This window comes from Oceanobacter sp. 5_MG-2023, assembly GCF_030548165.1.
In the GTDB taxonomy this organism is placed as follows: Bacteria; Pseudomonadota; Gammaproteobacteria; order Pseudomonadales; family Oceanobacteraceae; genus Oceanobacter.
The window spans coordinates 21,233-34,308 of record NZ_JAUORS010000017.1; the positions used below are offsets into that span (position 1 = coordinate 21,233).

At 55.3% G+C, this 13,076-nt stretch carries 11 protein-coding genes; 5 read left to right on the top strand and 6 right to left on the bottom strand.

Translation table 11 applies throughout. The features are described from left to right. Nucleotides 1-15: 15 nt before the first annotated feature. Entirely contained in the window at nucleotides 16-2,697 is a 2,682-nt protein-coding gene (gyrA, locus tag Q4551_RS11885; RefSeq protein WP_303434059.1) for a DNA gyrase subunit A, read from the bottom strand. 470 nt (nucleotides 2,698-3,167) lie between these two features. On the opposite strand from gyrA, the gene Q4551_RS11890 reads away from it, so the two are divergent. The 5 genes from Q4551_RS11890 (at nucleotide 3,168) to Q4551_RS11910 (ending at nucleotide 7,971) form a co-directional block, all read left to right on the top strand. Further along, nucleotides 3,168-4,472 (top strand): TRZ/ATZ family hydrolase, encoded by a 1,305-nt coding sequence (locus Q4551_RS11890; protein ID WP_303434060.1) that lies wholly within the window; start codon nucleotides 3,168-3,170, stop codon nucleotides 4,470-4,472. 33 nt (nucleotides 4,473-4,505) lie between these two features. Further along, on the top strand, nucleotides 4,506-5,234 hold the full coding sequence (gene ubiG, locus Q4551_RS11895; RefSeq protein WP_303434061.1) for a bifunctional 2-polyprenyl-6-hydroxyphenol methylase/3-demethylubiquinol 3-O-methyltransferase UbiG: 729 nt from the start codon (nucleotides 4,506-4,508) through the stop codon (nucleotides 5,232-5,234). Further along, the gene (locus tag Q4551_RS11900; RefSeq protein WP_303434062.1) at nucleotides 5,231-5,890 is read left to right on the top strand and encodes an HAD family hydrolase; all 660 of its coding nucleotides are present in this window, start codon (nucleotides 5,231-5,233) and stop codon (nucleotides 5,888-5,890) included. The genes ubiG and Q4551_RS11900 overlap by 4 nt, the downstream gene beginning before the upstream one ends. A 91-nt stretch (nucleotides 5,891-5,981) precedes the next feature. Continuing rightward, nucleotides 5,982-6,737: a YciK family oxidoreductase gene (locus Q4551_RS11905; protein ID WP_303434063.1), complete on the top strand. Its 756-nt coding sequence runs from the start codon at nucleotides 5,982-5,984 to the stop codon at nucleotides 6,735-6,737. 310 nt (nucleotides 6,738-7,047) lie between these two features. Continuing rightward, a complete protein-coding gene (locus Q4551_RS11910) occupies nucleotides 7,048-7,971 on the top strand; it encodes a GGDEF domain-containing protein (RefSeq protein WP_303434064.1) in 924 nt (307 codons plus the stop codon). A 12-nt stretch (nucleotides 7,972-7,983) separates the two neighbouring features. Here Q4551_RS11910 and rluB read toward each other — a convergent pair whose 3' ends face one another. The 5 genes from rluB to trpS all read right to left on the bottom strand — a co-directional run bounded on the left by rluB (nucleotide 7,984) and on the right by trpS (nucleotide 13,062). Continuing rightward, on the bottom strand, nucleotides 7,984-8,838 hold the full coding sequence (gene rluB / locus Q4551_RS11915) for a 23S rRNA pseudouridine(2605) synthase RluB (RefSeq protein WP_303434065.1): 855 nt from the start codon (nucleotides 8,836-8,838) through the stop codon (nucleotides 7,984-7,986). Next, the gene (scpB, locus tag Q4551_RS11920) at nucleotides 8,835-9,797 is read right to left on the bottom strand and encodes an SMC-Scp complex subunit ScpB (RefSeq protein ID WP_303434066.1); all 963 of its coding nucleotides are present in this window, start codon (nucleotides 9,795-9,797) and stop codon (nucleotides 8,835-8,837) included. The genes rluB and scpB overlap by 4 nt, the downstream gene beginning before the upstream one ends. Beyond that, nucleotides 9,790-10,620, bottom strand: coding sequence for a ScpA family protein (locus tag Q4551_RS11925; RefSeq protein WP_368501392.1), 831 nt, complete (start codon nucleotides 10,618-10,620; stop codon nucleotides 9,790-9,792). Before Q4551_RS11925 ends, scpB begins: the two co-directional genes overlap by 8 nt. Before the next feature lie 80 nt (nucleotides 10,621-10,700). Then, complete coding sequence (locus Q4551_RS11930; RefSeq protein WP_303434117.1) at nucleotides 10,701-11,906, bottom strand: tryptophan--tRNA ligase; 1,206 nt, start codon at nucleotides 11,904-11,906, stop codon at nucleotides 10,701-10,703. 106 nt (nucleotides 11,907-12,012) lie between these two features. Beyond that, a complete protein-coding gene (trpS, locus tag Q4551_RS11935; RefSeq protein WP_303434067.1) occupies nucleotides 12,013-13,062 on the bottom strand; it encodes a tryptophan--tRNA ligase in 1,050 nt (349 codons plus the stop codon). Between the last annotated feature and the right edge of the window lie 14 nt (nucleotides 13,063-13,076).

The following is a 13,076-nucleotide window of genomic DNA, read 5'->3' on the forward strand; positions in this document are numbered from 1 at the left end:
GACGAACGCAGCTTGTTATTCTGCGTCGTCACCGTTGTCGTCGGTATTGCTTTCAACACCGGCTTCTTGATCGCTTTGATCACTATGGTCGGCCGTATCGCCGGCATCATCAGCGTTCGCCAATACCGCCAACAGGGCTTCATCATCTTCCGGATCACAGATCCGTTCCAGCCCGACCAGCTTTTCTTTCTCGCTGACACGAATCAGGGTCACACCCTGGGTGTTACGACCCAACAGTGATACTTCGTTGACATGGGTACGCACCAGCGTGCCCTGATCGCTGATCAGCATCACTTCATCACCGTCGAACACTTGCACGGCTCCCACCATACGGCCGTTACGATCGTTGGTGACCATGGCAATCACACCTTGTGTGCCGCGCCCCTTGGTCGGGAACTCCGTCACTTCCGTGCGTTTGCCAAAACCACGCTCTGAAGCGGTGAGAATCGCACCGTTTTCTTCTGGAATGATCAGTGCAATAACGCTCTGGTCCTGACCCAGTGTGATGCCTCGCACCCCACGGGCTGTACGTCCCATCGGCCGTACTCCGCCTTTGCCTTCGCTGTCCTGGCCTTCATAAAAACGCACCGCTTTACCGGCATCAGACAGCAGCATGATATCGCGCGAGCCATCGGTAATGGCCACACCAACCAGATGATCACCGTCATCCAGCTCACAGGCGATCAAACCGCTGGAGCGTGGACGGGAAAACTGGTCGAGCGAGGTTTTCTTCACCGTGCCGCGAGCGGTGGCCATAAAGACAAAGTTGTCTTCACGGTACTCGACCACGGGCAGGATGGCGGTAATACGTTCGCCTTCATCCAGTGCCAGTACATTGACAATCGGACGGCCTTTGGCATTACGGCTGGCTTGCGGAATATTGTACACCGTCAGCCAGTACACCTTGCCCGCATCGGTAAAGCACAACACGGTATCGTGACTGTTCACCACTAACAGGTGTTCGATGAAATCTTCATCTTTTACTGACGTGGCAGAACGTCCTTTACCACCGCGCTTTTGGGCCTGATAGGCATCGATCGGCTGGGTCTTGGCGTAACCGCTGTGGGACAGCGTCAGCACCAGATCCTCTTCCGGAATCAGGTCAGCCATGCTCAGGTCGCGCTTCACCGCCATGATTTCGGTCTTGCGCTCATCGCCATACTCTGCCCGAATGGCTTCCAGCTCTTCCCGGATCACTGTCATCAAGCGATCGGCACTACCAAGAATCTCCAGATATTCGGCGATTTCTTCCAGTTTTTGCTGGTACTCTTCGATCAGTTTTTCATGTTCCAGGCCGGTCAGTTTTTGCAGTCGCAGATCCAGAATGGCTTGTGCCTGGGCCGGCGACAAATGGTATTTGCCATCCCGGAAGCCAAATTCTTCCGGCAGGTCATCCGGGCGACAGGCGTCTTCACCGGCTCGCTCCAGCATGTCCAGGACATCGCCCGGATGCCAGGCGGTAACGATCAGTTTTTCCTTCGCTTCGGCAGCGTTGGTGGATTCCTTGATCAACTGGATCACCGGATCAATATTCGCCAGTGCCAGTGCCAGACCTTCCAGCAAGTGGCCGCGCTCCCGGGCCTTGCGCAGATCAAAAATGGTGCGACGGGTAACGACTTCACGACGGTGCTTGACGAAAGCTTCCAGCAGCTGCTTCAGGTTCAGCGTGCGGGGCTGGCCTTCGACCAGTGCCACAACGTTGATGCCGAACACGCCTTGTAACTGGGTCTGGGCGAACAGGTTGTTGAGCACGACTTCGGGCATTTCACCACGACGCAGCTCTATCACAATCCGCATACCGTCCTTGTCGGACTCATCACGCAGTTCGGTAATGCCTTCCAGTTTTTTTTCCTTGACCAGCTCGGCAATTTTTTCAATCAAGCGGGCCTTGTTCACCTGATAAGGAATCTCGGTGAACACAATACTGACCTTGCTGTTCTTTTCGTCGGTTTCAAAATGGTGGCGAGCACGCAGATAAATGCGACCTCGACCGGTGCGATAGGCTTCAATAATGCCGTCACGACCATTAATAAAGGCGCCCGTCGGGAAATCCGGCCCCGGGATGTATTCCATCAGGGCGTCGATATCAAGATCCGGGTTGTCAATCAGCGCCAGACAACCGGTCAATACTTCGGTCAGGTTATGCGGCGGAATATTGGTTGCCATACCCACGGCGATACCGGAGGAACCATTCACCAGCAAATTGGGCACACGGGTCGGCAATACTGCCGGAATCTGCTCGGTACCGTCGTAGTTGGGCACCCAGTCGACGGTTTCCTTTTCGATATCACCCAGCATGTCGTGGCTGATTTTATCCATGCGGATTTCGGTATAACGCATGGCTGCGGCCGAGTCGCCGTCGACCGAGCCAAAGTTACCCTGGCCATCCACCAGCGTGTAACGCATGGAAAAATCCTGCGCCATACGCACAATAGTGTCGTAAACAGCAGAGTCACCGTGCGGGTGATATTTACCAATGACATCACCAACCACCCGAGCGGATTTTTTGTATGGCTTGTTCCAGTCGTTGTTCAGTACGTTCATCGCATGCAAAACACGACGATGCACCGGTTTGAGACCATCCCGAACATCGGGCAATGCTCGCCCGACAATTACGCTCATGGCGTAATCAAGGTACGATTGTTGCAATTCATCTTCGATGTTAATCGGGAGAACTTCTTTGGCTAACTCACCCATAGACTATTAAGATCCGTGCTGTATCGCTTGGCCACATACCGTGGCGATGGCATTCACTTGACTGTATTGATTAACAGAACAACCGCCGGAGCAGGCAGCAATCACAACCGCTACCCATTCGTACCGCTGCCCTGGCTGCAGACAACAGACTGGTTCAGAACCAGCGTTATTTTGCAGCGCAAAACAAAGCGCGCATCATACCATAAAAGCCCCGATAACCTAATACACTCCCTGCCAGAAGCGTCTCAGAACAACCACAAGCCCAGCATTAACAAAATACCCGGCAACGAACATCTTTTCGGGCAAAAGCGCTCCATTGCCCTTGACGGCCGCCCAAACCGCACTTTTGGATTCCAATCTTGCAGACTCTGCAAGTCTGCGGTCGCGAACACTCCGGGCGGTGGATATAATCGTCTTCGTGCCCGCCACCGTTGACGGCGATCTACTCTCTTTTTACATGAGGATTATTCATGACTGCAGACCTCCGTCTCAACGCTCGCTGGCTGGTGCCAATGGACGGTAATCAACCGATCATCGAACACGCTTCGGTTTTTGTAACAAACGGCCGTATTGAAGCCATTGAGTCGTCAGAATCTGAGCGTGACGCCCGGCAAACCATCGAATTGCCCCACCATGCACTGCTGCCCGGCTATATCAATGCCCATGGTCATGCCGCGATGTCGCTGTTCCGGGGAATGGCGGATGATTTACCCTTGATGACCTGGCTGCAGCAGCATATCTGGCCTGCCGAGACCCAATGGGTGAACAGTGACTTTGTCCGTCAGGGTACCGAACTGGCGATGGCGGAAATGATTCGTTCCGGCACCACCACCTTTGCCGATATGTACTTTTATCCGCAGGATGCCATTGCGGCCTCGCTGACCGTCGGCATGCGCCACGTTAACCTGATGCCGGTTCTGGATTTTCCTACCAACTACGCCAGCAACGCCGATGACTATCTACAGAAAGCCCTGGCAGTCCATACCCAGTGCCAACAGCACGATCTGCTGACATTGGGACTCGGGCCTCATGCCCCCTACACCGTCTCCGATGCTCCTTTGCGCCAGGTACGCGCCATGGCTGATGAGCTGCAGCTACCGGTACAGATCCATTTGCATGAAACCGCCTTTGAGGTGCAAGACAGCCTGGAAAAATACGGCAAGCGCCCTATCGAACGCCTGTTCGATCTGGGCTTTCTGGCCCCTGGCGTCAGCTGTGTCCATATGACCCAGATCAACGACCAGGACCTCGAGCTTATGCGCCAGAGCGGTGCCAGCGTCGTCCACTGTCCGGAATCCAATCTGAAACTTGCCAGTGGCTTTTGCCCCACGGCTCGGCTGTTGCAGGCCGGTATTCCGCTCGGACTGGGCACCGATGGTGCCGCCAGCAACAACGACCTGAACCTGCAGGCCGAAATGAAAACCGCTGCCATGCTGGCCAAGGCCGTCGCCGCCGATGCCGCCGCCGTACCGGCCTTGCAAGCCTTGCATATGGCCACGCTGGGCAGTGCCCAGGCATTGGGCATCGACCAGCACACCGGTTCGATTGAAGTTGGCAAATGGGCTGATTTACAAGCAGTTGACCTGTCGCAGCTATCACAGCAACCACTGTATGATCCAATATCCCAGCTGGTTTACACCGACAGCAGTCGTTATACCAGCCATGTCTGGGTGGCTGGCCAGGCGCTGTTGCATAACGCCGAGTTTACCCACATAGATATCGACCAGCTGACCGCCACTGCGCGCCAGTGGTCACAACGTATTCGTCCGAATTAACCCAAGACCTCGACGGGACAACAGGAAACAATGATGACCGAACACAGTACAGCAAACGTCGACCACGCCGAAGTCGCCAAATTTGAAGCCCTGGCCAGCCGCTGGTGGGACCCGGAAAGCGAATTCAAACCCCTGCACGATATCAACCCATTACGCTGCAACTACATCGACCAGGCTGCCGAACTGGCTGGCAAACAGGTTCTGGACGTTGGCTGTGGTGGTGGTTTGCTCAGCGAAGCCATGGCCCAGCGAGGTGCCACGGTTACCGGTATCGATATGGGTGAAGCGCCGCTGAATATCGCCCGTTTGCACGCCCTCGAATCCGGCGTCAAAATTGATTACCAGCATATTGCCGTTGAAGCACTGGCCGAACAGCAACCGGCCAGTTTCGACGTCGTCACCTGCCTCGAAATGCTTGAGCACGTACCCGACCCGGCTTCCATCATCCGTGCGTGTGCCACTCTGGTAAAACCCGGCGGCCATGTGTTTTTCTCTACCTTGAATCGCAACCCCAAAGCTTATGGCATGGCGATTATCGGAGCGGAATACCTGTTAAAAATGCTACCGGCCGGTACCCACGATTACACCAAATTCATCAAGCCCAGTGAGCTGACACGCTGGTGCCGCCAGGCTGATTTGCAAGCGACCCATATTACCGGCATGACCTATAACCCGCTGTTCAAAAGCTACAAACTGAACGACCAGGATGTCAGCGTCAATTACCTGATGACCACCATCCGGCCAGCACAGGACGACGTATGAGCCAGCCGCATCCACACGCCATCCTGTTCGACCTGGATGGCACCCTGCTCGACAGTGCCCCCGACTTTTTTGGTGTTGTCAATTCGCTGCGACAAGAACAGGGCAAGCCCCCTCTGGACCATAAAACCATTCGCCAGCAAGTCAGTAATGGCGGTGCGGCACTGACCGAAATCACCTGGGAAATAAGCCGGGATCACCCGGAATTCAGTGACTACCGCGAGCAGTTGCTCAACCGTTATGGCGACTACCTTGCCACCGCCAGCGCCTTGTTTCCCGGCTTCCGGGCCGTACTCGATGAATTGCAACTGCTGGGGGTGCAATGGGGCATTGTCACCAACAAACCACGCCGTTTTGCTGTTCCCTTGCTGGAAAAGCTGACCATTAGCGCACCGGTACTGGTCTGTGCCGACGATGTTCGTATCGCCAAACCAGACCCGGAAAGCCTGCTGCTGGCCGCAGCCCAGCTGGAACTGCAACCGGAGGCCTGCTGGTATGTGGGCGACCATCTGCGCGATATTCAAGCCGGCAAGGCTGCCGGTATGCGCACCATTGCCGCCCTGTTTGGTTATATAGAAGACCACGATGACCCGCAGCGCTGGCAAGCCGATAACAGTATTCATACCGCGGATGAACTGATCACCTTGCTCGGCCGCTAGCCGCCACCCTGTTGATCAGCACCACCAGGGCGGCGTATCGGTTGATCCAGGCCATCCCCCTGACCCGAACCACCAGACCAAGGATTTTCGCATGACCGCAACACAAGCCCTGCAAGGGCGTACTATTCTGATCACCGGCGCTGGCTACGGAATTGGCCGCGAAGCAGCCCTGACTTATGCCCGGGCCGGAGCCACCGTTTTATTGTTGGGACGTACCCAGGAAGCCCTGAACGATACCTACGACCTGATTGAAGCCGAGCAATTGCCACAAGCCGCCGTTATGCCGTTTGATCTGGAAACCAGCGACGAAGAACCTTACCGTCAGTTGGCCGAGATGATCGAAACCCACTTTGGGCATCTGGATGGCTTGCTGTTGAATGCCGGTGTGCTCGGCCAGCGTACCCCCATCGACAACTACCATGCCGACACCTGGATGAAGGTGATGCAAATTAACCTCAACAGCCAGTTTTTACTGATCAAGCAGCTGCTGCCATTGCTGCACAAGGCACCCGCCGATGCCGCCATTCTGTTTACCAGCAGTAGCGTTGGCCGTGTTGGTCGCGCTTATTGGGGAGCTTATTCGGTATCCAAATGCGCTACCGAAGGGCTGATGCAGGTACTCGCGCAAGAGCTGGAAAACACCAGCAATATCCGCGTCAATGCCATCAACCCGGGAGCGACCCGCACCACCATGCGGGCAGCCGCTTATCCGGTTGAAAACCCCGCCGATGTAACTCCTCCCAGTGATATTATGCCGTTGTACCTGCATTTGATGAGCCCGGCATCGACCGGTATTCATGGCCAGAGCCTGGACGCCCAGGGCGAACACGCATTTCGCCCGGAATAGACCACCAGCGGACTCAGGCTGAATGAGATGTCTGGCCGGGGTGTTCTCCGGTCAGACACTCTTGCTCCGATTCCCTCGCCATTCTCTCTGCTCTCTATATCCACGCCACGTCAACAACTGACAATAAATTGACTTGCTGCGTCAAAAATATGTTCTTTTTAATGACACCAACCAAGAGTATTTTTCAGCAAAGCCGATGCTATAAAGACAAGTTATTGAGTTATATAGTATTTTATCAACACCAGAGTTCAGGCATTAACTTTGCTTATGAACTATAATCTGGTCATAAAACAACAAGAGGCAAGATGGGGTGAACCGATCACAACGCAGTAACCCGCCTGGGCCGAACGACGCCACCGTTATTGATGACCCCATTCGACCCGAAACCCTGCTTCATCTCGCCCTGCAACTCCAGAGCACGCTGGAACTGCGACTGCTGATTGAACTCTTCTTCCAGAATATCCAGAACACTATCCCTATTGATGGCATCAGCTATCGCTCGTATGACCTGCCTATGGCGGTCTGCCTCGGGCGGGTTGGCCCACACCGGGTCAATCACTCCCTGAATCTTCATGATGATGACCTGGGCGAACTGATTTTTTTTCGCGCCACCCCCCTGTATGACCACGAACAATCCTGCTTGCACGTACTGCTTGGGGTTTTACGCCATCCTCTGCGTAATGCCTTGCTGTATCAGAAAGTACGGGATGCCTCGTTTCGTGACCCCTTGACCGGAGCTGGTAACCGGATTGCCATGGAACAGACGCTGGAGCGGGAAATTGAACTGAGCCATCGCCATAACCAGCAACTGTCGCTCTTGATGCTCGATATGGATAACTTCAAGGCGATTAACGACCAGTATGGCCACAACAGTGGCGATGAAGTACTACAAAGCGCGGTACAAGCCATTACCGACTGTATGCGCCAGACGGACCTGTGCTTTCGTTTTGGAGGGGAAGAGTTTCTGGTATTACTCAGCAATGCCCATCAGAGCGATGCCATGATTGTTGCCAACCGGATTCGCGAGACCATCAGCCAACGGCGTATTTCATCACATGGGGTCAATATCGCTGCCACCGCCAGTATTGGCTGTGCCAGCCTGAGGGTATCTGACAGTCGCCGCAGTCTGATTCATCGTGCCGACCAGGCGCTGTACAGCGCCAAGCATCAGGGACGCAACCGGGTGGTGGGTGAGCAGGCATTGCCAGAATCCTGCGCCACGCCACCGGATTAATACCAGAACGGATCAGGCTTCGGGGTTACGCCGCTTGGGACGTGGGCCAACCTGCTGACGTATTTTTTGACGCTTTTGCTGGCGCTGGAATTGTTCTTTTTCTTTCCCGACCAACCGACGCACGCGTTTACGCTCCAGGCTGACCGAGTCTGACAGGTCATTCAGCTCACGCTGGCCCAGCTCAACCCAGGTACCGACCGGAATATTGGATGGCAGAAAAATACAGCCATAGCGCACCCGTTTAAGACGACTGACTTCAATTCCCTGGCTTTCCCACAAGCGCCGCACTTCGCGGTTACGACCTTCCATCACCACCACGTGATACCACTTGTTCTGGCCTTCGCCATCGAAGTATTTCACATCGGCAAACTTGGCCATGCCGTCATCCAGCAAGACGCCTTCTTTCAGCCGGGTAATCATCGCCTCATCCACATCACCCCGAACCCGCACCGCGTACTCACGATCGACACCGGTCGATGGATGCATCAACCGGTTGGCCAGTTCACCATCGGTGGTGAACAGCAGCAAACCACTGGTATTGATATCCAGACGGCCAACATTGATCCAGCGTTCGCCTTTGGTTTTGGGCAAGTGATCAAAAACCGTCGGGCGCTTCTCCGGGTCGGTACGGCTGCACACTTCGCCCACCGGCTTGTTATAAGCCAGCACGCGGCGATCCCGGCCAATATCATCCAGCTTGAGCGGGCGACCATCGAGGCGCACATCATCATACTTATCGGCGCGATCACCCAATACGGCGGTTTTGCCATTCAGGCCCACACGGCCCTCAGCAATCCAGCGTTCGGCTTCACGACGGGAGCTGGCAATGGCACTGACGGCCAGGATTTTTTGTATACGTTCTTTCATGACGGTTTATCTTGTTTACGGGCATCCTCTGCATCATCTTCCGATGCCGCTGAGTCTGCAGGTGTCTGGGAAGCGTCCCGCTGTGCTGGTTGTTGCAGCCGGTCGATCAAATCGTCAAGCTGCTTCCGGGCGGGGACGCCCTCTGTATTGCTACCTTTGGTGATCTTGTTATTGCTGCCTGAGTCATGCTCATTACGGGCCAGCAAATTCTGTTCAACTCGGGCGACCAGTGCATCGGCCTCGGCCAAGTCATCGGCGGTGGCATCCAGAACATCGGCACCACGCCGAGCGACGTCTTCGTCGCGGGTAAATGTGTAATCTTCATCGGGACGGCGCCTGGCGTCGGCATTCTCGCCCAACGCCTGCTTGCGATTGTCCTCATCCAGCTCTCGGATAGCCATCAGAGAGGGTAGTTGATCAAGGCTACTGAGGCCAAAATAATCGAGAAATTCTGCCGTGGTGGCGAACAGCGCTGGCCGCCCCGGTACATCACGATGGCCGACCACCTTGATCCATTCACGCTCCAGCAAGGTCTTGATAATACCGGAACTGACCACCACGCCACGTACATCTTCAATATCACCTCGGGTCACTGGTTGTCGATAGGCGATCAGCACCAGGGTTTCCAGTAAAGCCCGGGTATAACGCGGTGGCCGCTCCTGCCATAACCGGCTGACCCAGGGCATGGTGTGCTGACGCACCTGCAATCGATAGCCACTGGCGACCTTGACCAGTTCAATACCTCGCCCCTGTAGCTGCTGATCCAGCAACTCAAGGGCAGCGCGCAGTTCTGAATTAAGCGGTTTCTGCGACTCCTCAAACAGGCTGGCCATACGCTCCAGCGACATCGGTGCGGCATGAACCAGCATCGCAGCTTCCAGTACAGCAGCCAGCTGCTCTGCTGTCAGGCCATGGCGAACCAGTGACTGATTGCGGTGATGACGGTCAGGATTATTCATCGTCAGTGTACTCTCCGCTTGCGGGCTTCATCCGCACATGGATCGGACCAAATGGCTGCTGTTGCACCAGCTCGATCAGTTTTTCTTTTACCAGTTCCAGCACCGCCAGAAAGGTCACAACAACCCCCAGACGACCTTCCGTCGGATCAAACAGCTGCAGGAACGGGCTGAATTCATCGCCATCCAGTCGCTCCAGTACCTGGCTCATACGCTCCCGGGTTGATAGCTGCTCACGTTGTACTTCGTGATGTTCGGTACGGTCAGCCCGCCGCAGAATATCGGCATAGGCCAGCATCAGCTCCCGCATGTCAACATCCGGGTGCATACGGGTCACTGTCGGCTGCTCGATACGAAGGCTGGCCTGTTGCCAGTCCCGCTCCATACGCGGCAGGGCATCCAGGTCTTCAGCGGCCGTCTTGAAACGCTCATATTCCTGCAAGCGGCGGATCAGCTCGGCGCGAGGGTCTTCTTCTTCATCATCACTGCCGTCACTGTGACGAGGCAACAGCATGCGGCTTTTGATTTCTGCCAGCATGGCGGCCATGACCAGATACTCCCCCGCCAGCTCCAGCTGCATTTCTTGCATCACATCAATGTAGCGCAGGTACTGATCAACAATATCAGCCACGTTGACGTCGAGAATATCCAGGTTCTGTTTGCGAATCAGGTACAGCAGCAGATCCAGTGGCCCTTCAAATTGCTCCAGAATCACCTCCAGCGCATCGGGAGGTATGTACAAATCCAGCGGCAACTGGGTCAGGGGCTGCCCTTGTACCAAAGCAAAGGATATCGCTGGCGGCGTCGACTCAAAAGATTCGGTCACTTCAGTGACATCCACAGCGGCAACGGAGGTATTGCCGGGTGCTGGGGCGGCGTTATTCTGCGCGTGTGTCACAGCCTCTCCTAGCGATAGCTTAATCCCATGGCCTCGCGCACTTCATCCAGTGTCGCTCGCGCTGCATCCCGCGCGTTGTCGGTACCATCCGCAATCAGACTGCGGAGCAAATCCGGCTCGTTTTCATATTGTGCCGCGCGGGCACGAATCGGTTCCTGCTCAGCCACGATCGCATCGATCACCGGCTGCTTGCATTCCAGACATCCCCACTCACCACCACGACAGGCGCCCTGGACACGCTGCTGCAGTGATTCATCGGAATAGACCTGATGAAAGGGCCATACCGGGCACACATCCGGGTTGCCGGGGTCTGTCAGCCGGACTCGTGCCGGATCGGTACGCATGGTGCGGATTTTCTGGCTGACCTCATCAGGCTCAGCGCGTAATGGAATAAAATTATTCCCGGAGCTGGACATTTTTTCGCCGTCCAGGCCGGGCATTTTCGCCGTAGCCGTCAGCATTTCATGGGGTTCCGGCAGAATGGTTCGCCCTACGCCTTCAAGATAACCGATCAGGCGTTCCCGATCGGATAGCGTCAGGCTGACCTGTTCCCGCACCAGCGCTTGGGCAGTCAACAAGGCGTCGTTATTGCCATGCGAAAGAAAATCCCGCCGCAATTCCTTGTACAGCTTGCCGGTCTTTTTACCGATTTTTTTTAACGCCAGCCGGGCATGGTCTTCAAACCCGGCTTCGCGGCCGTATAAATGATTAAAACGGCGGGCCAGATCTCGCGCCATTTCGATATGAGCCACCTGATCGGCACCGACCGGCACCAGACCGGCACGATAGGTCAGAATATCGGCGGCTTGCAGCAAGGGGTAACCCAGAAGGCCATACGTCGATGATTCCGATTCATGCAGGGACGATTTTTTGTCTTTGTAGCTCGGTACCCGCTCCAGCCAGCCTTGTGGCGTCAGCATCGACAGCAACAAATGCAGCTCGGCTTGCTCCGGTATTTTGCTTTGGATAAATAATGTCGCAGACCCCGGATTGATCCCCGCTGCCAGCCAGTCGATCAGCATGTCCCAGACATGGGTCGACAATGCCTGTGGCTGCTCGTACTCAGTGGTCATGGCGTGCCAGTCGGCAACAAAGAAAAAACATTCATATTCGTGCTGCAAACGCACCCAGCTTTTTAATACGCCGTGATAGTGCCCGAGATGCAACCGCCCTGTCGGGCGCATACCGGAAACCACGCGCCGCTGGGAATCCATGGAGCTCAAATAACATCCCTCTTGTATTGATCCTGATACGGACTACCTGCCAAACGCAGGTGCCAGTGACAACAAATACGGATAACCCGATTCACCGAACGGGTTTTCAAAACAAGCGGGCGATACCTACCGCCTGCCGCACCTCAGCCATCATGGGTTCACTGATGGCGCGAGCGCGGGCAGCACCGGCCTGCAGCTGTTCTTCGATATCCTGGGGACGGCTCATCAAGTCGTTGTAACGCTCCCGTGATTCAGCCAGCTCAGCGTTGATCAGCTCGAACAGTTGTTTCTTCGCTTCACCCCAGGCAATACCATCAGCAAAGGCCTGGCGCATGGCGGCGGTTTGTTCGTCGGAAGCAAAGGCTTGCCAGATCTGGAAGACCGCAGAGGTATCCGGGTCTTTGGCTTCACCGGGTTCCAACAGGTTGGTCTTGATCTTGTTGATGTGTTTTTTCAGTTGTTTCTCAGGCAAAAAGAGCGGAATGGTATTACCGTAGCTTTTGCTCATTTTACGACCGTCCAGCCCTTGCAGTACGGCCACCTGATCACTCACAACGTAATCGGGCAGCGTCAGAATCGGGGCCTTGTTGGCATAGATATGGTTAAAACGCTGGGCGATATCGCGGGCCATTTCCACATGCTGGATCTGATCCTTGCCAACCGGTATATGTGTGGCACCAAACATCAGGATATCCGCTGCCATTAGTACCGGGTAGCTGAACAGGCCCATGCTGATGCCTTTGTCGGCATCCACACCGTCGGCTACGTTGACGTCCACGGATGCCTTGTAGGCATGTGCCCGGTTCATCAATCCCTTGGCGCAAATACAGCTGAGAACCCAACACAGTTCCGTGATCTGGGGAATATTTGACTGCCGGTAAAAAACGGCTTTGCTGGTATCCAGCCCCAAGGCAAGCCAGGTCGCGGCAATTTCCTTGGTGGACTGTTGGACCGCGGCCGGGTCCTGACATTTGATCAGGGCATGATAATCTGCCAGAAAATAGAACGACTCGTTGGTGTCTTCCTGGCTGGCTTCAATGGCTGGCCGAATGGCTCCGACGTAGTTCCCCAAATGAGGTGTTCCGGAGGTGGTAATGCCGGTCAGAACCCGTTTGGGGCCGTTTGGCGCAGTGGCATTCGAAGCGTCTTGAGTCATTCTAATCATCCAGG

Coding starts and splice junctions, on each gene's coding strand:
- Q4551_RS11900 (WP_303434062.1), top strand. CDS start 5,231: ATGAGCCAGCCGCATCCACACGCCATCCTGTTCGACCTGGATGGCACC.
- gyrA (WP_303434059.1), bottom strand. CDS start 2,697: ATGGGTGAGTTAGCCAAAGAAGTTCTCCCGATTAACATCGAAGATGAA.
- scpB (WP_303434066.1), bottom strand. CDS start 9,797: ATGAATAATCCTGACCGTCATCACCGCAATCAGTCACTGGTTCGCCAT.
- Q4551_RS11905 (WP_303434063.1), top strand. CDS start 5,982: ATGACCGCAACACAAGCCCTGCAAGGGCGTACTATTCTGATCACCGGC.
- rluB (WP_303434065.1), bottom strand. CDS start 8,838: ATGAAAGAACGTATACAAAAAATCCTGGCCGTCAGTGCCATTGCCAGC.
- trpS (WP_303434067.1), bottom strand. CDS start 13,062: ATGACTCAAGACGCTTCGAATGCCACTGCGCCAAACGGCCCCAAACGG.
- Q4551_RS11930 (WP_303434117.1), bottom strand. CDS start 11,906: ATGGATTCCCAGCGGCGCGTGGTTTCCGGTATGCGCCCGACAGGGCGG.
- Q4551_RS11890 (WP_303434060.1), top strand. CDS start 3,168: ATGACTGCAGACCTCCGTCTCAACGCTCGCTGGCTGGTGCCAATGGAC.
- ubiG (WP_303434061.1), top strand. CDS start 4,506: ATGACCGAACACAGTACAGCAAACGTCGACCACGCCGAAGTCGCCAAA.